The following is a 25,384-nucleotide window of genomic DNA, read 5'->3' on the forward strand; positions in this document are numbered from 1 at the left end:
CAATATGGAACTAGATTGTGAAAGTAACAATAAATTCACTAAAGCTCACTTTGACTTTAACAATTTGCCCCAACTCACCAACCCTTGGCGACAGCTAAATCTGCAAGGAGTAGCTTTAGGTTTGATTCGCTTGCCTGCTGGCGATGGCTACACATTTACTCACAGCCACGCAGAACAAGAAGAAGTTTATATTGTAGTTGAAGGCAAAGGGCTGATGGTTGTAGATGGGGAACTATTGACACTTGAGGGCGGCGATATTGTGCGAGTTTCTCCCGCAGCAAAGAGAGCATTAAAAGCTGCTGATAATACAGCCTTGTTTGTTATCTGTACTGGAGGATTGGCAGCAGGTTATCCCAAGCAGCCCAACGCGCGCTATCTGATAGATGATGGAATTCCCGATTATGACGATGTTCCGCCTTGGTATGAGGGAAATGCCGAAATTGCCGAGAGAAATGCGCGGTTAAAAGAAAGGATGTTGAAAGCTCAATCCAAACGAGACAGCCAACAGGAATCACAATGAATGAAAGTTCTTTTTCGTTGCCGCCACAATGCGCCATCCGCCCGGCCTGTGTTCAAGACATCAAATCAATTAGAATGTTAGTGTGGAGTGCAAAACTCGATCCTACTCAGTTGCGCTGGGAGCAATTCTGGGTGATAGAATGCAGCGGGGATTTGGTAGCTTGCGGACAGTTGCGGAACTTTGCGGGCGCGCAAGAATTGGGCAGTTTGGTGGTGGCGAAAGATTGGCGCGATCGAGGTTTGGGAACTTACCTCGCAAAATATTTAATTCAACAAGCTACAGAACCGCTATATTTAGAATGTTTGGGAAAGCGACTCGCATCATTTTATACTCGCTTTGGCTTCGTAGAAGCTGCATGGCAAGAATTGCCGCAGTCGCTTAAATTAAAATTCGGCTTGTCTCAGTTAGCTAAAACTTTATTCAGAATTCCTGTAACAATTATGCAGTATCAAAAAAGTTTTCTATAATTATGAGTTTTATGAATTTAAGATTCTGAATTAATGAATGGATTGTAAGTTCGACCTGTTCCATAATTGCGATTGCAGGGTGCGATCGACCTGGATCGCTCAAAAACTCCTACCGCCTCCTGATATCTGGGTCATATCAAATCTGTTAGCATCGCCATTATTCATATATCTCTTCTCTTAATCTGCGTGAATCTGCGTCAATCCCTTGTCATCTGCGGTTAAAAAATTCTCTTGTTTAGACCGCAGATACAGGCAGATAAACACAGATTAACGCAGATGAATTAGATCGAGTCCGGTTGCACGATCGGTGATTGTTGACTGTTGACTGGATTTTACGCCCGACGATGCTACCGGATTTGAGATCAATCTCGATCGCCTATTTTCTATGCCTAAGTAGGTAGGTACAAATCAACATCGCATCGGGAGGGCGGGTGAGTTGCCAAGTTTACTTGCTTATATCATAGATCCGCTTACGGGCCCCTAATGGCGCACTGGGTGTCAGAAACCGGGTTTTTAGAGGTTTGCTGCGTAAGTCACGGACTAGATATGTATGGATATTCCGGATTGGCCGATCGAGAATGCGTAAGTTCATAATTCACCGTTCGCGGTAGTCCAGTTGGCTAAATTGGCACAGCTACAAGCGCGATCTGTAGGCAAAAACCTTTGCAAAATCGTTGCTGGCAGGGGGTAAAGTGTCCTGTGCCAGTACCAAACCCGGAAAGTGGACTGGCGATCGCCCCAAAGATATTCGACTCCTGGCAAATTAGTAAGTGTAAAGCAAGTGAGTCACAACCCTATCAAAAAATTTAACCCAAAAATAAAACATTTTCACAGCAGCAGTAATGCGGAATCAGACAATCTCTAATGTAGCTAACAACATCTACCCGTGACGCAAATCCCACCAACTGCTCAACCATGAAATCCTTAATTCAATACCTCGGAATTACTGGATTTATACTCCCCGCAACCGCTTCTCAAATCCCTTCTACATTTCAAAAATTCTTTGCCTTTTATCCTGATAGAACTAGGGAAGGCAAGAACAATGAAATATCAGGACAATAAATCAATCTTAACCGAGGAAATGCAGCCTCTCAAATAGCATAAACCGACAATTACACATCCATATATTTTAGCACAACAGGAGTAAATATCATGTTCAACGTAGTAAAAGCTTTCGGCTCGATTTTCTCCACCCAAGGATACAGCACAGCTAACAATATGCTAATCAGAAATTACGTCAACACCAATTTTAACTACTTCAACGAAGAAGCTGTCGTCGATGAATCGATTTACCCGAATCAAACAGGTCGCGTCCGCTTCCAAGGTAGCTGGTGGCCCGCACGGTGCGATCGCCAAATCACACTGACACCGGGAGACACCGTTTATGTCATCGGCGTTGACAACATCACTCTGTTAGTTTCCCTCGCTCCCGCAGACTAAATCAGAGATTGAAATACAACGGCAACAAATAAATCTCAATCCGGGAAATGCAACCTTTTAAATAGCATAAATAGGCGATTAAACTTCGATATATATTAACACAAAAGGAGTCAGTAAAATGTTCAACGTAGTAAAAGCTTTCGGTTCTATTTTTTCTACTCACACCTACAGCACAGAAAAGAATATGTTAATCGACAACTACATCAACACCAATTTTAACTATTTCAACGAAGAAGCTGTCGTCGATGAATCGATTTACCCAAATCAAACAGGTCGCGTCCGCTTCCAAGGTAGCTGGTGGCCCGCACGGTGCGATCGCCAAATCACCCTCACACCGGGAGACACGGTTTATGTCATCGGGGTTGACAGCATCACTCTGTTAGTTTCCCTGGCTCCTGCAGACTAAACTAGAAAGTAATCTCAACTTTTTCACTGTCAGAACCCCGACTTATTCAAGAAGTCGGGGTTCTGACTGTTCTGTTTTTTAGTGGCAATTTGGCGATCGCTTCCACTCAACACCTGACGCAAGAGAGCAATATCTGCTTCTGTTTATTTGCCAGTAGAAATATGGCCGATCGCGCTACAATAAAATGGCATTTTTGAGAGCTTGTTTGTTGAGGCGATCGCGGAGTTGAGATTCGCTATTTTCTCGGGTGACTGCTGCTTTTTCTGATGCTTTAACCGGCGGTAGTGGTTCGAGGAGTTGGGCTTGAGCTTGCTGAATTGAAGGGTAATTTTCAGCCCAGGATGAAATCGCTTCTGAAAGGACATCGATCTCATCGGATAAGGGTTCGATTAGCTGCGCTAGTTCCGTTAATTGTTCGGCCCCGAAGAGCGATCGCTGCTGAGTTAATAGTTCGATAAATGAGTCGATCTTTTGTTCGGGGGGTGACATCGCTTCCCGTTGAATTTTGTTAATTGTTTGCCGAACAAATTCGAGAGACAAATCTAATAATTGCGCGATCGTCTCTAAATTCATTCCAAACGCTATCATCCGACGAATGGCTTCTAACTTCGCCTGCCGCTCACCTTCCTGCTTACCTTGTTCGAGTCCTTCTTCTAAACCTTCTTGCTTGACTTCTTGGTAAAATCGAGTTTGTCTGAGTTCGCTTAAATTCAACATGGCGGCAATTTCCTCGCGGCTTTTCTGGGGGAGTTTGTAGACGATAATTGTTTCGATGAGGTTAATTAAATCGCGTATAACGGTTGGATCGGACAACTGTTGTCGGGCCATTGCGATCGACTGCCGTGCTTGTTCTGCTGCTGTCTCTGCTGGCTCGATTACCAGTTTAACAACTTTGACTCCGAGCGATCGATCTGCGGCTTCTGGCAATTCATCGAGGTAAATCCGTTGGACGCGCTGACTGGTTAAGAGTTCCTGAAATTGCAGCATCTGTTCGTGTTCGATGCGGCGATTGGGATAGATGACAACCACGCGCCAAGGATTGAGGGGTTTGTATTGTCGCAGATAGAGAAAGAGTTCGCCAAAGATGCGGTAGTACAAGTCGGTATCGGGTTGAAACTGAACTTCAGCTAAGTAAAATGGTTTTTCAGGTTCTTCGGTTTTGGGGAGAAATAACCCGTCGATGCGGAATGCCAGTTGTTTGATTTCGCGGGAGGTGAATTCATAGGCGGTGGCTTCGTCTGGGGAACGATCGATCAGTTCAAAGAAGAAGCGGGGAAATTCCTGAAACAGGCTGTAGAAAATGGTGTCTGTTTTCATGAGTTGTCGATGCGAATCTATGACATCACTTTATTTTCTGGCGACTGGATTTAAAGTTAGCAGGTGGTGTGTTAAAAACATGGGAAGCAGTTCTTGAAAGAATGTGAATGCCGATCGCGGCAATAGAAAAATGCAAACAGGAAAAAGCAGTGTAGGACAATTCGCTTTGAAGAGATCGCCCGTTTGTTATAATCAAAGTAATTCCTATCCTCTCTCTACTATTATTTGTGAACATCGCCACGGGCAATTCCAACTCTTTGGCTAATCACTTCCCACATTGAGCGAGTAATTCCAGATTTGGGTAAGCCCTCTCCCCCTTTCTCAACAGGAGCTGTAAAGTCTCTTACCAGAAATACAAGTGGGAAGTTATTGGTCGCGCCATTAGTTGTACTCAAAAAGAGATTGTGATACTTAGGTAAATCTCTAGCAAACCCCTCTATTGTTTTTTTGTCAGCTAAACCACAAGAAATAACTTTGTTAATATCTTGCTGGTTAACCATTCGAGTCATAATTACGTTATCTACAAGCCGAAACACTGAGTCAGGTAAAGCTCCTGGTGTATTAGTTACAAAAAACAAATTCATCCCTAAGTGTCTAATTAAAGGAATCAACTCATCGATATATCGCTCATCCATGTACATATGTGCTTCTTCAAAAAAGACGGAAGGATATATAGGAATTTCTACTTTATTTGCTTGAAAGAATTCATACTGCAAGCGACATATTTCTTTCATTTGATCTATTACAAGAGTAACAACCACTTTTTGGATAATCGGAGGCAAACCTCCTATATCAAATACAATAACACCAGAATGATTTTTCAAGTCTTCTAAATCTTGTTGTTTATTACCTTGCTTGTGTTCTTCATTTTCAATACCATGTGCCATCCTGTAAAGGACTGTACGAAGTGAAACAACTTTTGTGCTTGGAGAGCGATTTTCGCGGAGAGCTTTCTCTTCTTCTTGTGCTTCGCTGCTTGTAGAGAAAAGGTTATAGCTCATCAAATTGTTAATACCACGTCTGTAAGCACCCAACATTTCGCGTTGTTCTCCAACAACTTCCTGAGCTTGATCCAATAAAAACTGTAAATCCGCAAAGTGTCCAGCTAAATTTCTAGCTTCTATAAGCCCCGGCAAATTAGCTCTTACAGCATTATCTGTAGCTGCTGTATTAAATAAAGATAACTTTTCAAATACCTTGAAGATGCTAGGAATAGGTAACAGATCTAGCCTAAACTTAAAATCTCTAGTTGGGCGAATTCTGTTAGCTTTAGGAAGAGAGCCATATTCTCCGTTAATATCAAACACAAGAGAAGGCATACCCAGTTGTCTCTGTAAATGTATTATTCCTTTGGTGATATGAGATTTGCCGCCTCCTTTCATTCCTGTAATAAGATTAACCTTTTCAAATCCTCCGGCATAAACCTTAACAGGATGTTCTTGATTTCCTATAGTACCTAAATCTAGATTAAGGGCTTCCACACTTTTGATAACATTTTTTAGAAGAAAAGCGGGGGCGATCGCAAAAATATCAACATTCCGAGTTACCACTTTTCCTTCTGGTTCTTTCCACTTCCCATTCTGCAAAGAAGCACGAACAATAAATTCGCCTATCAGAAATTCGTCTATAACTTCTCTCGGCTCATTATAAGAACGCTTCATTTCCCTCGCATGAGCAGTTGTAAGCAATCTAAACAACGCTTTACTATCTGCTTGCGGATAAGCTGCAATTCCTTTTGAAATTATCTGAACAATGAGACCGGTTTCAGTTTCTGATTCAATCGTCAATTCTTTTACCGATTGAAGCTTATCTCGCAAGTACAAAACATCCCCTACAGCAAAGTCTCTGGCTTTGGGATAAAAAATTATACTTCCTTCATTACCATTTAACTCTAAAAGTTGTGCAGATTTAACAGCAACTTCATCTGATAGATCCGATCGAACTGGCTCTTCTGAATCAAATTCAGTATCAATATCCACTTCGGGAATTTGGAAACCTTTAGGTTCAAGTTCCTTTGTGGCTTGGTTGGTTTTACCCTCTCTATTCTGTTTTTTGGCTTGTGTTGATGAATCTTTATTATCTGTCACAATTTTACTCCTATATTTATAGTTAAGTTATTTACCAAAAGAACCAAAAGGTTGAAACAGCACTTCCATAGTAGGCTGTTCTTGAGGTTTAGCCCCTAGCTTAATAGCGGCTTGAGCTAAAATATTTTGAAAATCTTGAAATAAAAAACAACTGTATTGATGCGCTTCTATTAGGGGTTTGGGATAACCACCATAGATCCGGCAATGGTTATAAACATCATTAATGACTTCATCGGCTGTCTTGCCAAGACAATTGTGTAAATCAACTCTAAAAGTTATGGTTGATGGACCAAATCCAAATCGAGCTGCATACATCTGCTTGGCTACAGTAACCCTAATCCTTACACCTTGCCCAGCACCCCTGGCTTCTCTGCGCTCTTGCTGAACCACATCCTTAAGAGGGACATATCCAACAAAGTCAGCGCCATACTTTTCATCTAAAAAATTCTGAATGGGAATTCCTGCAACAGTAATCCTCGTTTTTTTACTAATAGCCACAACATCTATAAGATTTTTATTGCATTCATACAGCATTCCTTTTTGTCTGGATTGGTTGAGAATGTAATCTTTGGGAGTATCAAAGCTTCGGTCAGGTAAAGCGCCATCAATTAAAAGAATCCCGCCTCCATCTTTTTTTAGTATTCCTACAGCTTCTTCCTGGATAATCCTTTCCACAAAATTACGAAAGCGATCCTGGAGTTGATCCGGGCTAGCTACCACACCTGATTTTTCTATCAAATAGGGTTCTTCATCTACTTTTTTAACAAAAAACTCTGGTTCGCCAAAGCGTTTACCCATCTCATATAAAACTTTTAATTTATTGGTATTATCAATGGCTATTGCACCAGTATTGTATAGAAGTATAATAACATTCCCTTCCGATGTATAGTAGCACGCTGCCCCCCTAACGGCAAAAACTATGCCACCCCTAGCCAAAGCCCCTAAGTTGACTACTCCCGCATCAACAGCGATAATAGGAGGAGGATTGCGTCGTCTAGGGCGTTTCATGGGAGTAACATCTCTCAATTCAGTTACCGTCAGGACACGAGGTTCCTCATTGGGGCGACACGCATCCGCTAGTCGATCGGAGTCATTAATTAGTTCATTAGGCTCGACCTCTCGCTCTGGAATCAGTAGAACATCGCCTTGATGATCTGCTAGACTTTCCCAGGCTGTTTGAACTAGCTGCTTTATAGATTGGTTTTCTCGATCAAAAAATTTCATTTTATTACAAATTGATTTAGCTATCCGTATTTTGTATTTATTTAAAAAAAAGTATACTTTTATTGAATTAAGTGAATATACTTAAGTAAACTTACTTAGGCGTAATTGTTGATTATAACCAAATAGACTAAACATTAAATACTACCTCCCTTGAAAGATAACATGGCTCATATGGACACTGCAATAACAGGGTCAAGTAATACGATAACAGAGTTTCGGTAATACAGCTTAGCTGCTTAGCTGCTTAGCTACTATACTGTAACTGCCTCGCTCGCTATATTATAGAGGGTTAACCCTAGGAATTTGCAAGTGACCGATCACCCCTTAGCCTGTATACAGGATAGCGTACACTTAAATACGGAAGTAACAGATATAGATCAAACTGCTGCACAACTACAAACAATCTTTAACCAAGCTCAACAAGAGCTACCCTTCTGTGAAGGTACAACCTTTAATGGGATGCTCAGTTTCGCTGAGAACCTAGAAGAGCCTATTCATCGCTGGTATTACTATAAAGAAGGTTACTCCCATCGGTTAGTGGCAGAAGTGCTTAAACGATATCAGATACCATCTAAATATCCTGCTATTCTTGACCCTTTCTGTGGTGCTGGCACTACTTTAGTTGCTGCACAAAGCCACGGCTTGTCAGCCGTTGGAATTGAAATCAATCCTTTTTCATTTTTTATTAGTAATGTAAAAACCAGTTTATCTAAGATTAACCCTGAAGAATTAGAGAAAGCCTTTAAAAAAGTTATTACAAATAATTATCACACCCATTCTTTATTACCAGATTTAACAACTTTTCACAATGAAAAGTATTTTCCTAACAATCATGCTTATGAATTAATTAAACTTAGGGATGCCATACGAAGGTGTAGAACAACAACAGAAGTTAAAAATGCACTATTGCTAGCTCTAGCTGCCACACTTGATGATGTGTCCTGTCTTCGTAAAGATGGTCGTGCGCTTCGTTACCAACCCTACAATGTAATCCATCCAACAGAAGCTTTACATCGTCGCGCTATGGTTATGATTGAAGACTTAAAAGCTATAGCAGATAGACCATACCAGGATGTCACAGTCTTAAAAGGAGATGCACGAAACCTTAGCTCATTATTGACTAACGACTTACAACCCAATCAATTTGGTTTGATAATGTATTCTCCTCCTTACCCAAATAACTTTGACTATAGTGAAATTTACAAATGTGAACTATGGCTACTAGGAATGATCGATTCTTATGAGCAGTGGAAGCAACTAAGGTTAAGCACTTTTCGCTCTCATCCTAGTTGTAACTTCCCCCTAACAAACTATCTCAAAGAAAACCCTGAACTTCGTGAAGTTTACCTTTTAGTAGAGAAAGCTGCAAGATGTTCAGATATTGGAGGAACTTACGCATATAAAAGAGCGCCCAATGTAATTCGAGGTTATTTTGATGATGTTTTTTCAATGCTTAAGGAACAAATAGTTAAACTCGCACCAGGAGGACATATTGTCTGTGTAGTTGGTAACTCAAGACACGGGAGATTATACATTCCCACTGATATTATTATAGCCCAAATAGGCAAGGCTATTGGGCTGGAGCTTGTTGAAATTTACGTTGCCAAACATCGCAATGATCGCAAACATAAGAACCAGATATTACGCGAAAGCTTAGTAGTTTTCACGAAATCATAACGGCTATTGAGCAGTAAGTATAGGACTTACCCGGAGAGCAATGCTAGTATCGATCTAGAAAACATTGCTATTATCGATCGCAATAACTCGATCGATACAATATACCTGAAAAAAGAACTTAAATATCCAGGGATACGTTCAGCATCTCTTATCTAATTTCGGCAGGGTTTATTTCAATCAACAGTGCCTTGAGTATGCTTAAATAAGCTTAGACACTCGCTACCCATATTTAAACCAGTGAACTTTCAATCAGTCATTGCCACCTTAAACAAATTCTGGAGCGATCGAGGCTGCCTGATCGCCCAATCCTACGACACAGAAAAAGGTGCAGGAACCATGAATCCCCACACCTTTCTCAGAGCAATCGGCCCCGAACCTTGGTCAGTCGCCTACATCGAACCCTGTCGCCGCCCCACCGACGGACGCTACGGCGAAAATCCCAACCGCTTCCAACATTACTATCAATATCAAGTTTTAATTAAACCCTCTCCTCCCAACATCCAAGACATCTATTTAGACTCCCTCAGAGCATTAGGAATTAGCCCAGAAGACCACGACATTCGCTTCGTAGAAGACAACTGGGAATCGCCCACCCTCGGAGCTTGGGGCGTGGGCTGGGAAGTCTGGCTCGACGGCATGGAAATCACCCAATTTACCTACTTTCAACAGTGCGGTAGCATTGACTGTCGCCCCGTCTCCATTGAAATTACCTACGGACTAGAACGCCTAGCAATGTATCTTCAAGAAGTCGATGCGATGACGAAAATTCAGTGGAAAGATGGCATCACTTACGGCGACGTTCACCTGCAAGGAGAAATAGAACAGTGTACTTATAACTTTGAAGCTTCTAATCCCGAATTGCTGTTTACTCTATTTGGATTGTACGAGCAAGAAGCCGAACAATTGACAAAAAAAGGATTGGTTTTGCCTAGTCTTGATTATGTGTTAAAATGTTCTCACACTTTTAATTTACTCGATGCTAGAGGTGTGATTTCGGTAACGGAAAGAACTCGGTATATCACCAAAATTCGCAACTTGGCGCGGAGAGTTGCTCAGCTTTATTTGGAACAGCGCGAAAAGCTGGGTTTTCCTTTAGAAAAAGCTGTAAAAGTTTGAGTTTGAGTTGGATTGTGGGGCGGGCATCTTGCCTGCCTTAAGAACGGGCAAGATGCCCGTTCCACAAAGAGTGAGTTGGATTGTGGGGCGGGCATCTTGCCTGCCTCAAGAACGGGCAAGATGCCCGTTCCACAAAGACCATATTTTTAATTAATTAAATGCCTAATTATTCAGAAAATAATACAGAAACAAATCCTCAACTGCGAATTGACGGTGTAAGCTTGAAAACACCGATCGCCTCAAGTTATTTGTTGGAAAATATATCGTTTCAGGTACACAAGGGATCTCGCGTGGCAATTGTTGGCCCTTCAGGTGCCGGCAAAACAACGCTGTTGCGACTGCTAAATCGGCTCAGCAGTCCCACCAGCGGCTCGATTTATCTGGAAAATACAGAATATCGCCAAATACCTGCGATCGAACTCCGCAAACAAATCACCCTCATCCAGCAAGAATCGAAGCTTTTGGGAATGTCAGTGCGAGAAGCATTGGCTTATCCTTTGAAGCTGCGGGGCGTCAATTCATCAAACATTGCTGAGAGAATTAGCGGGGCGATCGAACAACTGCACATACCCCAAGAATGGCTCGATCGCAGCGAATTCCAGCTTTCCACAGGCCAAAAACAGCTCGTGGCGATCGCCCGCGGCATCATCCTACAACCAAAAATCTTGCTTTTAGACGAGCCAACATCCGCCCTAGACGCAGGAAAAGCCGCCCACCTTTTGCAAGTATTGATACAGCTAACAAACGGCCAAACCACAATTGTCATGGTAAACCATCAATTAGAATTAGCCGAGCAATTTAGCACGCGAATTCTGCATTTACAGCGCGGAAAGCTCATCGAAGATTTGCCCTCTGATAAAATAAATTGGGTGCAACTGCGGCAAAATTTAATCCAAGCAGAAGCAGAAGCCCAACAAGAATGGTGAACAAAATAAAAAACATTTTCTGCTCCTAGATACGCGGTGGAAATCCCAGAACCTTCTTCTAAATTCGCTTGGTTTAACCTCTGGTTGCGTAATTAATTTGGATTTTTTAACCGCAGAGGGCGCAGAGGGCGCAGAGAAAGAGAAGAGAAGGGAGAAGTTTACAAATTGTTGAGGATTGCTAGAGATACAGTCAGATATTAGCTTTGGGAATGTTGTTTAATGTTGGCATTTGTGATTTTCGGCTAAATCGCTACTGCGGAATTAAACCCATTTTTTGATAAAGTGGTCGCACTAAGTTTTTTAAAGCTGGTAACTGTTTGGTAAAAACTATCGAGCCTAAAACACAAACTATACCTCCAATGATGACTGTATTGGGAGCGCCGATATAATTTGCCAATCCGCCGACAGCTAAATTCCCAAATGGTGTCACTCCAAAAAATGCCATCGTGTATATGCTCATCACTCTTCCGCGTTTGTCGTCTTCAACTATTGTTTGCAAAAATGTGTTTCCTCCTGCAAATTGCAAAATGAAACCAAACCCCACCAACAACATCATGATTAATGACAGCCACAAGACGCGAGACAAACCAAAACCTATCAGTCCGAATCCCATAATTGCTGGTGAAATCGCAATCCATTTGCCGATGCCAATTATACTTGTGCGCGAAATCAAATAAATCGCCCCCGCAAAGGCTCCGACTCCCGAAGCAGCCATCAAAAAGCCGAGGGTTTGTGGGCCGCCTTGCAGAATTTTGGTGGCAAAAATCGGAACTAAAACTGTGTACGACACTCCGGCAAAACTGACTAATGCTAATAGCAGTAAAATTGCTCGAATCGGGGGAAACCCGAAGGCATAAACGAATCCTTCTTTTAATCTTTGTAAGGGTTTGGTATTAGTTGCTGCAATTTTACGGGGTTTGATCTGCATCGCTAATAAGCCTGCAATTACAGCGATGTAGCTGAGTCCGTCAATGAGAAAGCAAAAACTTGCGCCGACTGTAGCTATCAGCAAACCTGCAATTGCTGGGCCGATTAGTCGGGCTCCGTTGAACATGGAAGCGTTGAGGGCGATCGCATTTGCTAAATCTTCTTTCTTTTCTACAAGTTCCGGCACAAAAGCTTGCCGTGCCGGCGCGTCAAAGGCATTAATTGCGCCTTGAAAAAAACTCAGTACCACAATCTGCCAAATGTTCACGACTCCTGTTAGCGCTAAAAATGCTAGCGCTAAGGATTGAACCATTGCTAATATTTGAGTTGCAATTATGACTCGGTGGCGGTTCCAGCGATCGATTAAAACTCCTGCAAAAGGCAGTAAAATTAATGTGGGGATTTGACTGGTAAATCCCACCACGCCGAGCATCCAAGGTGAATCGCTCAAATTGTAGACAAGCCAAACAGTAGCGACTTGCGTCATCCAATTGCCAATCAGTGAGATGCCTTGTCCTGCAAAAAACAGGCGATAATTTCTCGATCGCAGCGCTGGAGGAAGTTGTATTGTTTTGATTTTTGCTAGTAGATTCATGCTGCAAGTACGGCCTTAGCAATCCTATTTGATTGGTAAACATTTTTTAGGGGTAGCGCCCCTAAGCCTACCCCTAATTAGCGAAGGGCAATCATCGGGGGACTGCCCCTAGACTTATTTTACGAATCCTTGACAATTGCGAAATGAGCCGGAAGTTCTATTTTACAACTCCCGAAAACCAGGATTTGAGTAGAGTTAAATTCTTGCCCGCAGCAAAACGATCGCAACATTTAAATTTTTCTGTTGCGATCGCTTGACTGACGACAACTTCCTTCCCCGAACTCTTCCCTCAATCAATACTCAACAGCCAAGTACCGAGATAACGCAGCAAGGGAACGTCCCCAGGAGTGCGGATGCGGACGTTGAAATGGTACATTCCGCCCGGAGATGGGTTTCTGACGTTGGAGAGTACAACCTCAACATTGTTGCCTGCAGGAATTGGTTCTGTGGGATAAATTTCTATGAAACGATTTTCTTTGTCCCAGATTACTTCTTGCAATTCAATTGTTTTGTCTTTGACGCGCACTTTAATGTCTTTTTGGTCGAATTCGCCTTTGTAGTAGTCTGGATAGGATATGTTCAGTTGGGCGATCGCCAAACTTACTTTTTTGGAAGGAATTCGCAGCCGATATCTATCGCCGCTCATCCCCGCTTTCCCGTAATCTAAGCGATAGTTTAATTGGTTGGCGCGATCGGGCCCACCGAAAATTGTGAATCCTGGCATGGACTGGGCTAAGCCGATCGCGGGCAACCCAGTCAGCAAGCAACTTGTCACCGCTAATGCTGAAAATAATCGTCTCATAATCACTCCTCTTACCAAAATTACGATGGAACCTTAAATATTTACTGCGGGCAGTTTGCTATGAATGTCTTTAATATACCGACTGTCTCGGCAATTCGATCGGCAGAATCGATCGCGCGCTGGCTGACATCAATTATTTTTTGGGTAATACTGACAACAGACCTTTAAACTACAGAATTACTCAGCAGTAAAGTCTATCATACCTTGACGCAAATTTCACAGTTTAGCGGAGTTCAATCTATAAAAGAAGTTAAAGAAGCCGCCCGACCTGTGGCGATCGGCTTTACTATCAACGTGAGAAGTAAGCCAGCGATTGAAATCGCGCCTACACTTGCCTCTCGTGGGGATGGTGCGGGGACTGGGAAATTTGAGCCAGCCAGCGATTGAAATCGCGCCTACACTTGCCTCTCGTCCGGATGGTGCGCGGACTGGGAAATTTGAGTTTCAACCCGTGGAGGCAGGTTTTGTCTGTGTAGACGCGGTTTCAACCGCCCTGTCTGTGTCAGTCGATATCTGTCTGTGTCAACCTAGTTGAAACCCCCTGACAAGGGTTAACTAGAATCAAGGAGAGTTCATGAAATTAGCGATCGCCAAAGAAGTCGAAGCAGGGGAACGCCGGGTGGCTTTAGTGCCCGACGCTGTAGCCCGATTAGTCAAACAGGGCGTCGAAGTTTGGGTTGAGGCCGGTGCCGGCGCAAAATCCTTTTTCTCGGATCTTGCTTACGAAGAAGCCGGAGCTCAGGTTGTCGCCGATACCGCTAGGCTGTGGGGCGAAGCCGATGTCGTCGTGAAAATCGGGGCCTTGCAAGAATCAGAAGTTCATCAACTCCCCGAAGGAGGAGTTTTCATCGGATTTTTGAATCCTCTGGGAGAACCAGCTTTAGTGCAGCGTTTAGCCGATCGCAAAGTAACGGCATTCAGCATGGAAATGATCCCGCGCACCAGCCGCGCTCAAAGCATGGATGCACTGTCATCTCAGGGCAACGTTGCCGGTTACAAAGCGGTATTGATCGCAGCAGCCGCTTTGCCGAAATATTTTCCGATGCTGACAACGGCGGCGGGTACGATTCGCCCCGCGAAAATATTGGTAATGGGTGTGGGCGTTGCCGGCTTGCAGGCGATCGCCACGGCGCGCCGTTTGGGTGCGGTAGTCGAAGCTTTCGACATCCGCCCGGAAACAAAAGAACAAGTGCAAAGTTTGGGCGCTAAATTCCTTGATGTCGAACTCAAGGAAGAAACCGTCGCCGCCGGAGGTTATGCTAAAGAGCTATCAGAAGCGGCTAAAGAATACACCCGCCAAGTGCTCACCCAACACGTCAGCGCTTCCGATGCAGTGATTACAACCGCTCAAGTTCCCGGCAGAAAAGCACCTATTTTAGTTACTAGAGAAATGGTTTCTCAAATGAAGCCCGGATCGGTAATTGTTGACCTCGCGGCCGAACAAGGCGGCAATTGCGAATGCACGGAAGCGGGGAAAGAAGTTGAATGGAACGGCGTTAATGTCATCGGCCCGATTAATGTGCCCTCGTCTATGCCGGTACACGCTAGCGAAACTTACTCGAAGAATATCTCGGCTTTAGTTCAGTTGATGGTGAAAGATAAGGAACTAAATTTGAATTTTGAAGACGATATCATTGCTGGTGCTTGCGTTGCCCGCGATGGTGAGATTAACAACCAGCGAGTTCGCGATGCTTTGGCAGCTCAGGCTGAAGCTGTCAATAGTTAGGAGTCATTAGTCATTAGTCATTAGTCATTAGTCATTAGTCATTAGTCATTAGTTAGGAGTCATTAGTTAGGAGTCATTAGTTGTTGTTAATCCAATAACTAATAACTAATGACTAAGAAACTAAGAAACAATTGCCCGGTTCCTGCTGACTAATAACTACAGGATTGACGCATTAAGACCTAGAAACCTGTTTTTTTTACAAAAATACTTCGCGCTCGCCCGCAAATAAGGTAAAAAACCAGGTTTCTCAACACAGCGTGCGTAAGTTTTGAACTAACAACTAATGACTAATGACTAATGACTAATGACTAATGACTAACAACCAATTACCAATTACCAATTGTCATGGCAGAAGGATTGATTCCAGGTTTAGTGGTGTTTACTCTAGCGTCGTTTGTGGGATTTGAAGTAATCAATAAAGTCCCGCCGACGCTGCACACACCTTTGATGTCGGGTTCGAATGCGATTTCGGGAATTGCCGTTTTAGGTGCAATTCTGATTTCTGGTCAAGGCAATGTGACTGTTACTTCGATTTTGGGGACGATCGCGATCGCCCTGGCCACAATTAACGTAGTCGGCGGTTTCTTAGTAACCGATCGAATGCTACAAATGTTCAAGAAAAAAGAGGTTAAAGCGTGAGCGATTTTCTGCCCAGTGGCATTCAACTAGGTTATTTAGTTGCCGCATCTTTGTTTATTGTCGGTTTGAAACAGTTGGGTTCCCCTGCAACCGCCCGTCAAGGGAATGTGTTAGCTGCGATCGGGATGTTAATTGCGATCGTCGGTACGTTGCTGGAAAAGCAAGTAGTCAGCTACGAATTGATTGCTGTCGGAATCATCATCGGTTCCATTTTGGGAACGATTATGGCGAATACCGTGGCGATGACGGATATGCCGCAGATGGTGGGTTTGCTTAACGGTTTTGGGGGCGCGGCTTCTGCACTCGTTGCTGTGGGCGAATTCTGGCGCTATCTCAGCATCCCGGAATCGCCAACTCCAGACGCGACAATCACGATCCTTTTGGGTGTGTTGATTGGCGGAATTACTTTCACTGGTAGCCTTGTGGCCTTTGCGAAACTGCAAGAATTGCTACCGGGTGCGCCTGTCACGTTTCCGCTGCAACAGCCGTTTAATGCCATGCTGGCGATCGCACTTTTAGCCGGCAGCGGTTATATGCTGACGAACCCGGAGAATGTGCCAGTATTCCTGGGTTTGGTGGCGATTTCCAATATTCTGGGAATCATGTTTGTGCTCCCAATTGGCGGTGGCGATATGCCCGTGGTGGTGTCGCTGCTTAACTCTTATTCGGGGATTGCGGCGAGTGTGGCTGGGTTCATTTTGATGAACAATATGCTGATTATCGCTGGTGCATTGGTGGGCGCGTCGGGGATTATTTTGACGCAAATCATGTGCAAGGGGATGAATCGATCGCTTTCTAGTGTGCTGTTTAGCGCCTTTGGTAGCGGTGGCGGTAGTGCTGCGGGTGCTGCTGGGGCTGCTGGTGCTACTGACAAAACTGTTCGCAGCATCAATCTCGAAGAAAGTGCGATGATGTTGGGTTATGCGCGATCGGTTGTGATTATTCCCGGTTACGGAATGGCTGTAGCGCAAGCACAGCACGCCGTGCGCGAGTTAGCCGACGGTTTGGAAAAAATGGGTGTTGACGTGAAATACGCGATTCACCCGGTGGCTGGGCGGATGCCGGGGCACATGAATGTGCTGCTGGCGGAAGCAAACGTGCCTTATCCGCAGTTGTACGATATGGACGATATCAATCCGCAGTTTGACGAGACGGATGTGGCTTTGGTAATCGGGGCGAATGATGTAGTGAATCCGGCGGCGCGTCACGATACGGCGAGCCCGATTTACGGGATGCCGATTTTGGAGGTTGATAAGGCTAAGCATACGATCGTAATCAAGCGCGGGATGAGTGCTGGTTTTTCCGGTGTAGATAATGAGTTGTTCTACAAGGATAAGACGATGATGTTGTTTGGTAGCGCTAAGGATGTGGTTGCCAAATTGGTTGCTGAGGTGAAGCAGTTGTAGGATTTTGCAACCGTAGATGAACGCGGATTAACGCGGATTATTAAACCCGGTTTCTTGGAGAAACCGGGTTTTTGTTTTGGGTTTGTAGAGATACTAATCTAGGCTATTCGTTCACTTCAAAAAGATATCGAGGTAATCCTGACTGCCGAATAATAGACTGTAAAGTGCCAATTTTAATTTCTGAATAATTTGGCACAGGCACTGTTACAGTTGTATTAGGTAGTCGCTGCTGCATGATAATATGACTTCCGCGCTGGCGCACTTGAACAAAGTCATATTGTTCTAAAATCTGACAAACTTGAGCCGCTGATAGAACTCTCAGTTTACCCAACGCTCACCTCTACACGAGTCACAAAAAATTCACTATGCAGCCGATTTTTGATTTCAGAAGGATCTGCTGTCTCAAAAAATAGTTCCAGCGCCTCGATCAGATTACGTCGCGCTTCTTCTATATTGTCACCTTGGCTGGCAATATCGAGTTCCGGGCAAAGGGATATATATCCGTCGCCTTCTCGTTCAATAATTGCTGTAAACTGTTGTGTTGACTTCATAATTTGAAGTGGCGGACTGCCAAGCTCAAACAATTATAATTTTACTTGAGATTATATCACATCTTTCGCTGTTCGGTGGAGACGGGCGATCGCCCTATACAATGCTAGCTTGGTTTAAATAGTCACGGGCGATCGGTGCTAGTCAAATATACCTGCGATCGGAGATTTTTTAAATATAATGAAATCCTAAAGAATTAATAGAACTGCAAAAATTGTACTAACCTTAGAGCTAAAGTCAATTAAATTAAAAAATTTTCAACTATGTCAGATAAACCTTTTAATATCCGCCAACTAAATGGCCTAGATTATGACGAAGCAGAACCACTCCTGGAAGATTATCAGGAAACGCTTATCGAGCTATTTGTCAATTCTACCGAAGGAGAAGAATACTGTAAAACTTATCCAGACGTTGGATTTTGGATCTCGCAGTTCATTTATTACGGTTTCGGCTATGAAGGTTTTACGCTGCCTCGCATGAAAGTGGAAGATGTCGCAACTGTAGTCGAAGAGTTGTTTCCCAGGAAAGTGACTTTGCTTTCGCCGGAAGAAGGTGAAAATGCTATCCCGGAATTATTGGCGTTCTGGCAATTTTTGAAGCGAGAATTTAAACTGCGAAATGCCACTTCAATTATCAAATACCTGCGGGAGATCGAGCCGGAATTTAAGGAGATTATGGAAGATTCCTCTAAATTTGGATTTGCCAAATCCTTTGTAACGCTCGGTCATCAAGCAGGGTTTGAGATGAGTACGGGGGAAGGTATAACACAATTTCAGGAGATATATAATGCTAGCATTGCTCCTATAATTGCAGCTAAAAACTCCGATACATCGGGATTTTCCAGCAAACCGATAAGTGGTAGTGCTGTCAATGGATCTCAAGCAAGTAAAGAAAAACAAAAAAAAGCAAAAAATACGGCGAGTGAATCGAGAAAACGCAACCGCACTAAGAAAAAATGAGGTTTAGCAAGTATCTATCCTCACTTCACTCTTCTTCTGATTCTTCTCAGCATCTTGTTAGCTTCTTCCCTCCCGCGAAACTTCCAAACTAATAAATAACACATCAAACAAAACCCGAAAACTCCTAACACGATCGCACTTTCTTCCGGTGAGTTGGTAGTTCTATCGAACTTCCCACTCTTCGGACTTGCTTGGATGTTGTTAGTTCGATCGACCGTTCGATCGCCCGCTTGCAAGTTAAAATTACGTTGTTCAATCGCATTACTATTTTTAAATTTTCAATCTATTTCTTGAAAGGACTTCGCCTGTTCGCAGCTTGTTAAGGATAATCCCATAAGGATAAAAATTAGGAAATAACAGGGCGATTTCACGATTTTTACTTCCATTTATGGAGAAAGCGACTAAATGAATATAAGACTGACTCGTGGGAAGGCAGAAACCGGGTTTTTTGCGAAAATACTTCGTATACAGCCACAAATTCCGTGAAAAACCCGGTTTCTTTGGTATGAGTGCGCGGTCAGAAACCGGGTTTTTTGCGAAATACTTCGTACACAGCGACCGATTCTCTAAAAAACGCGGTTTCTTTGGTCTGAGTGCGTAATTCCTGCGAATAATTTCTACAATAGCGGTGTATGATTTTCTCGATCGCACATTAATACGATCGTACCATTTTTTTCAAGTCGCAGCTACGGGTAAGGAATCAGTATTGCCGAGATGTGCTAACAAAACGGGCGATCGCGCTGATTCAAGCGCTATAATCTAGCTAATAGATTGCATTCAAATTCTGTTGGTTAATTGCCGATATTTGTCAGGATACGGCACTGCCGTATCCCTACCCGAATTGTTTGTAGGGACAGGGCACTGCGGTGTACTCTAACCTGGATGTTATTCAATCTCAATTAGATAGCAAACAATGACAATGAAAGAATTAGAAAAAAAACTACTTGCCTTAACTCCCGATGAAAAAAGTCAGGTAATACAGCTATTAGTTCAAAGTTTAAGCAATACTTGGCAAGGAATCGAAAAAACTCCGGGCCTGTGCGGTGGCGATGCTAGAATTGCCAAGACTCGCATACCTATTTGGTCGCTGGTAAATTATCGCATTCTGGGTGCAAGTGATGTGCGGATTTTGCAAGACTTTCCTCATTTGAGTGCAGCAGATTTGGCGAATGCTTGGGCTTATGCTGAGGCACACCCAGAGGAAATTGAAGCAGCGATCGCTAGAAATGAGGAAGCCTAAAATATGGCGGAAATTTGCTATAATCTAACTAATATCAAATCCGAGCGATCGCACTTATGACTATACAAGAATTAGAAACTCAAGTCTTAACCTTAAATGCGGTTGATAAAGCTAAACTAATCAGCATCCTAACTCAAACTTTAACCAACGGTTCTCTAGGCATTAAAAAAACTCCTGGTGTGTGCGGAGGCGATGCTTGTATCGGCAAGAAGGAGCATACCAGTTTGGTCACTGGTGTGCGATCGACGTTTAGGTGCTTCCGATGGTACAATTATACAATCATTTCCCGATTTAACCGCTGCTGATTTGGTAAATGCCTGGGCTTATGCCGATGCTTACCCAGAGGAAATTGAACAGGCAATTAGAGAAAATGATTGAGATAGCAAAAAATGACACTGAAAGAATTAGAAAAACAACTCCTTGCCTTAACTCCCGCTGAAAAAACTCAGGCCATACAGCTATTAGTCCAAAGTTTAAGCAATACTTGGCAAGGAATAGAAAAAACTCCCGGCGTGTGTGGTGGTATGGCTTGTATTGCGGGGACTCGTATCCCTGTTTGGGTAATGGTTGAAGCTCGTCGTATAGGATATAGTGAAGCCGATTTGCTAGAAAATTATCCCACTATTAGTGCGGCGGATCTGGCAAATACCTGGGCTTATGCTGATGCCTATCCTGATGAAATTGAACTGGCAATCCGGGAAAATGAGGAAGCCTAAAACATGGCGCGTTTATATTCAGATGAGCAATACCCAATAGCTGTTGTCAGAATTCTGCGAACTCTCGGTCACGATGTTTTAACTGTTCAAGAAGCAGGAAATGCTGGACTTAAAATTCCTGACGATCGAGTGTTAGAATTTGCAACGAGTGATTCTCGATCGGTGTTAACACTCAATCGGCAAGATTTCATCCGACTGCATCGCATCCAACCTAATCATTCTGGTATTATTACCTGCACTAACGATCGCAACTGGGAAAGGTTGGCATCACGTATTGATGAAGCTATTTTTGCTGAAGAAACATTGACGGGCAAATTGATTCGGGTAATACGTCCCCAAAGCTGAAAAAAAGCCCCTCGCCCTTCCCGACCCAACCACCTTACAATTAAATCCCCCATTGCTCCCAAGATTAGGTAAAATCATTTGGGTGTCTGAGGATAAACTATATGCGCTGGGTTCGATATATTGCGATCGCCATTATCAATGGTTTCGGTGTCGTCATCGGTATTATTTGGGTTGCAGTCCCCGCAACAGTGGCTCAACCTTCCCTAAACTACCAACTCGCACTCTCTGGGCGACAGCCAGACGGCGAAACTGGGCAATCCCTTTCCGAACTCTACAAATTGCGCGATCGGCTCAAAGTACAATTAGATAACCTTGCCAAAACTCCCGACAGCGCCCCGTTTTCCGCTGAATTTTGGAAATCAGAAATCCACCGCCAGCAATCCCAAACTCTGGCGCAGCAACTCCAAAACGTTCAAACTCAGATTCAAATAGAAGAAATCGCCAAAAATAATTGGGACGAAGCTGCTAAATTAGCCGCCCAAGCAGTCGAAATTGGACGCACTTCTAATCCTTCTTCTGCTACTTGGGAACAGTCCCAGCGGCTGTGGCAGTGGGCTATCGATACGCTGCGACTCATTCCTCACGGTTCTTTTTTGACCGATCGGGCGATCGACAAAACCATCGAATACCAAGGAAACCTCACTGTCGCTACCTATGAACTGCAAGTTGCACGTTCTGTTGAAAAAATTAGAGCCGAGGAAGAACAGGTAAGAGAGTTAGCCCGAAAAGAGCAAGAGAAAAAAGAATTAGCTCGTCGAGAAATAGAGAGAAAAGAGCAAGAGAAAAAAGAACTCGCCAGAAAAGAACTAGAAAGGCAAGAATTCCAAAGGCAAGAATTAGCCAGGAAAGAAATTGAAAGACAAGAATTAGCCAGAAAAGAACTTGAAAGGCAAGAATTTGAAAAGAAAGAATTAGCCAGAAAAGAACTTGAAAGGCAAGAATTTGAAAGGCAAGAGTTAGCCAGGAAAGAACTTGAAAGGCAAGAGTTAGCCAGAAAAGAACTTGAAAGACAAGAACTAGAAAGGCAAGAATTAGCCAGAAAAGAACTTGAAAGACAAGAACTAGAAAGGCAAGAATTAGCCAGAAAAGAACTTGAAAGACAAGAGTTAGAGAGAAATCAGCAAGCAACTCCTCAACCAACCACAACACCAACTCCCGCCCCAGTTACGCCCGCAGCGTCCCCGTCGAACTTTTTGTTTGTGGGAGATACTAACAGAGATGGCCAAATTAACGAGCAAGACGAACCCGGAAAAGAACAATGGTCTTTGTCCAAGGGCGCGCTAATTTTATTTAACGATCGCAATAACGATCGCGGCAAGATACCGACTTGGCAACAAACCAAAGTTATAGTTCCCCGCCGTGCAGCAATGCTTTCTCAAGTTAACTTAACACTATCTGAAAACTTCAAAACCTCTCAATTATTTATCACTGCTGATAGCATTGCCAGCCCTCACATCAGCGTTTTCCAGAAGACGGGCGGCGGCTGGCAACCTGTAGATATATCCGGCGATCAACCTCTAGTTTTCAGCACGAATATTGTTTTAGGTGTCGAAGCCAAACAATTTGCCGATCGCAACTGGAACGGCACTGTTAATCTCAAAGCAACTGCCCAAAACAACGGTCAAGAAATCGCCTCCACAACAATCCAAATGGGCGTTACTCCTTGGATGATAGCGCCAAATACAGCACCAGTAACCGAAGTTCATGTCAGCGACCGAGGCTCGGCAAACAGCGAATTTATCTCCCAACTAAAACAAGCAGTAGAACCAACGGGCGCTCAAGTAAAAATTATCCAGGGCGATCGCACTTGGATGCAAGATACCCAGAAAAACGGCTACGTTCAACTCCCAGAAAAATCCGAAATACGCCAGTTTAATGTAGCCATAAAAACCAATACCGATCCAGACAAAAACCAGCCTGCTAAATCACCTCAAGACCAGAATTTAAAAGTATTTAAAATTGGCACTCGTCGCAATGAAGACCCTGTAAGTCAGTGGTCTGACGGCTACGGCAATTTGCAGGTGACGCCGCCGATTCCCGGACACCCAATGGGTCGAGTTTATTACGGGAATTCGGGAAATGCTAGTTTTAATCCAGAGGTACTTGATTTTATTCAAGCTCAGAGAATTCAAGGGCCACCAGTGGATATTGATACTTCTTGGCTTTTGACTCGCCAAGTCGATGAAATTATCAATTTTATTCCCACTCAAACTCCCGGAAAATATGTAATGGCGATCGCCAGTCCAGAAGCCGGAGTTAAGCTGTTGGAAGAATTGGAGGGAAGAGGTTACGGCGATGTTACGATTAATCGCGGTTTGAGCACTCAAACAACTGTCAGCGCCGCCTTGAAAAATCGCGCTTTAATTCAACACAATCTTAATTTACAAAATCAGAAACTCAATCCGATTGTAGAGAAGTTGAAAAGAGAGTTTTTACTCGGAGACGACCAAATTATTCAAGTTCCGGCGATGTTTGGCTACAGCGGTTATGCTTGGTGGCCGAATATGGTCAATTCGGTGCCAGTTAACGGCAAGTTGTTAGTTTCAAATCCGCGCGGACCAATGATTGACGGTGTAGATTACACTCAAGAAAGATTGCGCCAACTGCTGCTTCCTGCTGGCGTCAGCGTTAGTTTTCTCGATGACAGGTATTATCAAGAATTAAAAGGAAACGTACAGTCGGCGACGAATACTGTGAGGAAGCCAGAAGACCGGACTTTTTGGCAGTCTTTGCCCAATAATTATTAATTGGTAATTGGTAATGGGTAATTGGTAATCGGTAACTCGTAGGGGCGGGTTTTACCAACCATCTATGTTTAAAACTCAGTATATAGTAAACCCGCCCCCCATGCTCGTAGGGGCGGGTTTTACCAACCATCTATGTTTAAAACTCAGTATATAGTAAACCCGCCCCCCATCCTAGGAGTTTAAGAGCTACCTCTGGTCCGAGCAGAGGGGGACTAAGCAATAAATGTGAATTGGCAATTAATGCGCTTTTTTATTGTTACCAGTAAAAAGATCGATCGCTATAATATAGATACGATTAGAAGATTATCCGCATCTTAGTGCTAGCGGCTTGAAAAATGCCTGGGCTTATGCTGAAGCATTTCCTGACGAGATTAAAGCAGTAATTAAGTTGAACGATATAGACTAATATCATGACAGGTTTGTATGCAGATTAACAATCTTCCTTCTAACTTTTGCCTAAGGCTCGATAATTAATCCGTGTATCCTTGTCAAAATCCGTGTCGTGCCTTCTTCCTTATGCTAGATAATTTCAGTGCAGGCGATCGCACCAGTAACGTAAAATGTCTAAAAGCGGTCTTTGTAAAATAAATTTAGCCCCATGAGCGACGAACAGGAAAAAAAACAAATTTTGACTCAGCAACCGGAAACAATTTCCCCTACCAGCGATGAGATCGATCGCAGTGCTATTGCCAGTGGCGACTCAACTTCCGCACCAGCAGAAACTTCCGTAGAAATTGCCGCGCCCGAAGATATTTCAGCGCCAATCGACGAACCCGAAACAATTCCAATGGCCGCCGATAGCGCGCCGGAAACAACTCAACTTGCAAGTTATCCGCCTCCAACAATTCAAACTGCGAACCCCGAACCAAAACCAGACCGAGCTTGGCCCATCTTGGCAGTTTTTCTCAGCGGAATCTTAGTCGGTTCCGTCCTTAGTCTCGGCAGTTTGCTAGCGTGGAGAATGTATCAGGAAAGAGCGAACCTTCAAATCAAACTACCCGCTGACGTACCCCTCCCCGAAAGCCCTCCGCCTGTCGCAGCAGCGCCCGCCAACCGCCGGCCCGGACTTCCTCCAGCACCTGGAACTCGACTGCCCCCCACAATCCCTCCGTCGCCGGGTCCCACTCAAATACCATCTGTCTCTGGTGTTCCGCAACTTGCTTCCCCCTCGCCGTCGTCTTCTCCTTCTCCAACTCCAACTCCCGCTGCGGTTGAAACCCCTGTAACCGAGCGAGTTTACTTTGAACCCGGTGCTACGGGAACTACTCTGAGCAATAGTTTGCGAGCCAACATATCCAGGCGCTACTTACTGGAGTGCAATAGCGGCCAAAGCATGACAATAAATGTTCAAGAAGGTCAAGTTAGCGCAGCAATTATTGCTCCTAACGGTGAAAATTTAGGTACTGCTGATAGCACAGGTCAGTGGCAAGGTCAACTAGCCAGTAGCGGCGATTATACTATTGAAATTTCAGGCGATCGCCAAGCAAACTACCAAGTTAAAATTGAAGTCAAATAGCAACTATAATTGTATCAGGGGGTAGTTACAAAATACA

Annotated in this window: 27 protein-coding genes; 19 read left to right on the forward strand and 8 right to left on the reverse strand. The window is 43.7% G+C overall.

Annotated elements, in window-relative coordinates:
• The first annotated feature begins 4 nt into the window (after nucleotides 1-4).
• From QUB61_RS09435 to QUB61_RS09450, 4 genes are all read left to right on the forward strand, one after another.
• Nucleotides 5-520: a cupin domain-containing protein gene (locus QUB61_RS09435; protein ID WP_333128355.1), complete on the forward strand. Its 516-nt coding sequence runs from the start codon at nucleotides 5-7 to the stop codon at nucleotides 518-520.
• Nucleotides 517-987: a GNAT family N-acetyltransferase gene (locus QUB61_RS09440; RefSeq protein WP_333128353.1), complete on the forward strand. Its 471-nt coding sequence runs from the start codon at nucleotides 517-519 to the stop codon at nucleotides 985-987. Before QUB61_RS09435 ends, QUB61_RS09440 begins: the two co-directional genes overlap by 4 nt.
• 1,152 nt (nucleotides 988-2,139) lie before the next feature.
• On the forward strand, nucleotides 2,140-2,427 hold the full coding sequence (locus QUB61_RS09445; RefSeq protein ID WP_333128351.1) for an NfeD family protein: 288 nt from the start codon (nucleotides 2,140-2,142) through the stop codon (nucleotides 2,425-2,427).
• A gap of 118 nt (nucleotides 2,428-2,545) precedes the next feature.
• A complete protein-coding gene (locus tag QUB61_RS09450; protein ID WP_333128349.1) occupies nucleotides 2,546-2,833 on the forward strand; it encodes an NfeD family protein in 288 nt (95 codons plus the stop codon).
• A gap of 174 nt (nucleotides 2,834-3,007) precedes the next feature.
• Here the strand turns inward: QUB61_RS09450 and QUB61_RS09455 are convergent, their stop codons facing one another.
• From QUB61_RS09455 to QUB61_RS09465, 3 genes are all read right to left on the reverse strand, one after another.
• Nucleotides 3,008-4,150: an Rpn family recombination-promoting nuclease/putative transposase gene (locus QUB61_RS09455; protein ID WP_333128346.1), complete on the reverse strand. Its 1,143-nt coding sequence runs from the start codon at nucleotides 4,148-4,150 to the stop codon at nucleotides 3,008-3,010.
• Nucleotides 4,151-4,371: 221 nt separating this feature from the next.
• Complete coding sequence (locus QUB61_RS09460) at nucleotides 4,372-6,237, reverse strand: helicase HerA domain-containing protein (protein WP_333128344.1); 1,866 nt, start codon at nucleotides 6,235-6,237, stop codon at nucleotides 4,372-4,374.
• 27 nt (nucleotides 6,238-6,264) lie between these two features.
• Nucleotides 6,265-7,461 carry a DNA double-strand break repair nuclease NurA gene (locus QUB61_RS09465; RefSeq protein ID WP_333128342.1) on the reverse strand — a complete coding sequence of 399 codons (1,197 nt, stop codon included), beginning with the start codon at nucleotides 7,459-7,461 and terminating at the stop codon, nucleotides 6,265-6,267.
• Nucleotides 7,462-7,770: 309 nt separating this feature from the next.
• On the opposite strand from QUB61_RS09465, the gene QUB61_RS09470 reads away from it, so the two are divergent.
• From QUB61_RS09470 to QUB61_RS09480, 3 genes are all read left to right on the forward strand, one after another.
• Complete coding sequence (locus QUB61_RS09470; RefSeq protein ID WP_333128340.1) at nucleotides 7,771-9,138, forward strand: DNA methyltransferase; 1,368 nt, start codon at nucleotides 7,771-7,773, stop codon at nucleotides 9,136-9,138.
• A 237-nt stretch (nucleotides 9,139-9,375) separates the two neighbouring features.
• Complete coding sequence (glyQ, locus tag QUB61_RS09475) at nucleotides 9,376-10,254, forward strand: glycine--tRNA ligase subunit alpha (protein ID WP_190660228.1); 879 nt, start codon at nucleotides 9,376-9,378, stop codon at nucleotides 10,252-10,254.
• A 158-nt stretch (nucleotides 10,255-10,412) separates the two neighbouring features.
• Nucleotides 10,413-11,180: an ATP-binding cassette domain-containing protein gene (locus QUB61_RS09480; protein ID WP_333128338.1), complete on the forward strand. Its 768-nt coding sequence runs from the start codon at nucleotides 10,413-10,415 to the stop codon at nucleotides 11,178-11,180.
• Nucleotides 11,181-11,430: 250 nt separating this feature from the next.
• On the opposite strand, the gene QUB61_RS09485 is transcribed toward QUB61_RS09480, so the two are convergent.
• Nucleotides 11,431-12,702: an MFS transporter gene (locus tag QUB61_RS09485; RefSeq protein ID WP_333128336.1), complete on the reverse strand. Its 1,272-nt coding sequence runs from the start codon at nucleotides 12,700-12,702 to the stop codon at nucleotides 11,431-11,433.
• Between the two features lie 289 nt (nucleotides 12,703-12,991).
• Complete coding sequence (locus QUB61_RS09490) at nucleotides 12,992-13,504, reverse strand: DUF2808 domain-containing protein (RefSeq protein ID WP_333128334.1); 513 nt, start codon at nucleotides 13,502-13,504, stop codon at nucleotides 12,992-12,994.
• A 204-nt stretch (nucleotides 13,505-13,708) separates the two neighbouring features.
• Between QUB61_RS09490 and QUB61_RS09495 the strand changes: the two genes are divergently transcribed.
• The 4 genes from QUB61_RS09495 (at nucleotide 13,709) to QUB61_RS09510 (ending at nucleotide 17,275) form a co-directional block, all read left to right on the forward strand.
• On the forward strand, nucleotides 13,709-13,891 hold the full coding sequence (locus tag QUB61_RS09495; protein ID WP_333128332.1) for a hypothetical protein: 183 nt from the start codon (nucleotides 13,709-13,711) through the stop codon (nucleotides 13,889-13,891).
• Nucleotides 13,892-14,078: 187 nt separating this feature from the next.
• On the forward strand, nucleotides 14,079-15,230 hold the full coding sequence (locus tag QUB61_RS09500) for a Re/Si-specific NAD(P)(+) transhydrogenase subunit alpha (RefSeq protein ID WP_333128330.1): 1,152 nt from the start codon (nucleotides 14,079-14,081) through the stop codon (nucleotides 15,228-15,230).
• 345 nt (nucleotides 15,231-15,575) lie between these two features.
• Nucleotides 15,576-15,869, forward strand: a complete 294-nt coding sequence (locus tag QUB61_RS09505) for an NAD(P) transhydrogenase subunit alpha (protein WP_333128328.1) — start codon at nucleotides 15,576-15,578, stop codon at nucleotides 15,867-15,869.
• A complete protein-coding gene (locus QUB61_RS09510; RefSeq protein WP_333128325.1) occupies nucleotides 15,866-17,275 on the forward strand; it encodes an NAD(P)(+) transhydrogenase (Re/Si-specific) subunit beta in 1,410 nt (469 codons plus the stop codon). The genes QUB61_RS09505 and QUB61_RS09510 overlap by 4 nt, the downstream gene beginning before the upstream one ends.
• Nucleotides 17,276-17,378: 103 nt before the next feature.
• Here the strand turns inward: QUB61_RS09510 and QUB61_RS09515 are convergent, their stop codons facing one another.
• Nucleotides 17,379-17,606 carry a type II toxin-antitoxin system HicA family toxin gene (locus QUB61_RS09515; protein WP_293192941.1) on the reverse strand — a complete coding sequence of 76 codons (228 nt, stop codon included), beginning with the start codon at nucleotides 17,604-17,606 and terminating at the stop codon, nucleotides 17,379-17,381.
• Entirely contained in the window at nucleotides 17,599-17,826 is a 228-nt protein-coding gene (locus QUB61_RS09520; protein WP_333128323.1) for a type II toxin-antitoxin system HicB family antitoxin, read from the reverse strand. The genes QUB61_RS09515 and QUB61_RS09520 overlap by 8 nt, the downstream gene beginning before the upstream one ends.
• Before the next feature lie 261 nt (nucleotides 17,827-18,087).
• Here QUB61_RS09520 and QUB61_RS09525 point away from each other — a divergent pair, with 261 nt between their 5' ends.
• Nucleotides 18,088-18,783 (forward strand): hypothetical protein, encoded by a 696-nt coding sequence (locus tag QUB61_RS09525; RefSeq protein WP_333128321.1) that lies wholly within the window; start codon nucleotides 18,088-18,090, stop codon nucleotides 18,781-18,783.
• 124 nt (nucleotides 18,784-18,907) lie between these two features.
• Here the strand turns inward: QUB61_RS09525 and QUB61_RS09530 are convergent, their stop codons facing one another.
• Entirely contained in the window at nucleotides 18,908-19,045 is a 138-nt protein-coding gene (locus tag QUB61_RS09530) for a hypothetical protein (RefSeq protein WP_333128319.1), read from the reverse strand.
• Between the two features lie 651 nt (nucleotides 19,046-19,696).
• Here QUB61_RS09530 and QUB61_RS09535 point away from each other — a divergent pair.
• The 7 genes from QUB61_RS09535 to QUB61_RS09560 all read left to right on the forward strand — a co-directional run bounded on the left by QUB61_RS09535 (nucleotide 19,697) and on the right by QUB61_RS09560 (nucleotide 25,347).
• Entirely contained in the window at nucleotides 19,697-20,023 is a 327-nt protein-coding gene (locus QUB61_RS09535; protein WP_333128317.1) for a DUF433 domain-containing protein, read from the forward strand.
• Between the two features lie 56 nt (nucleotides 20,024-20,079).
• Nucleotides 20,080-20,328 carry a hypothetical protein gene (locus tag QUB61_RS09540; protein ID WP_445300215.1) on the forward strand — a complete coding sequence of 83 codons (249 nt, stop codon included), beginning with the start codon at nucleotides 20,080-20,082 and terminating at the stop codon, nucleotides 20,326-20,328.
• Nucleotides 20,294-20,401: a hypothetical protein gene (locus QUB61_RS39830; RefSeq protein WP_445300214.1), complete on the forward strand. Its 108-nt coding sequence runs from the start codon at nucleotides 20,294-20,296 to the stop codon at nucleotides 20,399-20,401. Before QUB61_RS09540 ends, QUB61_RS39830 begins: the two co-directional genes overlap by 35 nt.
• Nucleotides 20,402-20,412: 11 nt before the next feature.
• Nucleotides 20,413-20,739 (forward strand): DUF433 domain-containing protein, encoded by a 327-nt coding sequence (locus QUB61_RS09545; RefSeq protein ID WP_333128315.1) that lies wholly within the window; start codon nucleotides 20,413-20,415, stop codon nucleotides 20,737-20,739.
• 3 nt (nucleotides 20,740-20,742) lie between these two features.
• Nucleotides 20,743-21,084: a DUF5615 family PIN-like protein gene (locus QUB61_RS09550; RefSeq protein WP_333128313.1), complete on the forward strand. Its 342-nt coding sequence runs from the start codon at nucleotides 20,743-20,745 to the stop codon at nucleotides 21,082-21,084.
• 101 nt (nucleotides 21,085-21,185) lie between these two features.
• Nucleotides 21,186-23,831, forward strand: coding sequence for a protein-arginine deiminase family protein (locus QUB61_RS09555; protein WP_333128311.1), 2,646 nt, complete (start codon nucleotides 21,186-21,188; stop codon nucleotides 23,829-23,831).
• Between the two features lie 598 nt (nucleotides 23,832-24,429).
• Nucleotides 24,430-25,347: a hypothetical protein gene (locus QUB61_RS09560; RefSeq protein ID WP_333128309.1), complete on the forward strand. Its 918-nt coding sequence runs from the start codon at nucleotides 24,430-24,432 to the stop codon at nucleotides 25,345-25,347.
• The last annotated feature ends 37 nt before the right edge of the window (nucleotides 25,348-25,384 follow it).

The organism is Microcoleus sp. C2D2 (assembly GCF_036702495.1).
Classification (GTDB): Bacteria; Cyanobacteriota; Cyanobacteriia; order Cyanobacteriales; family Microcoleaceae; genus Microcoleus.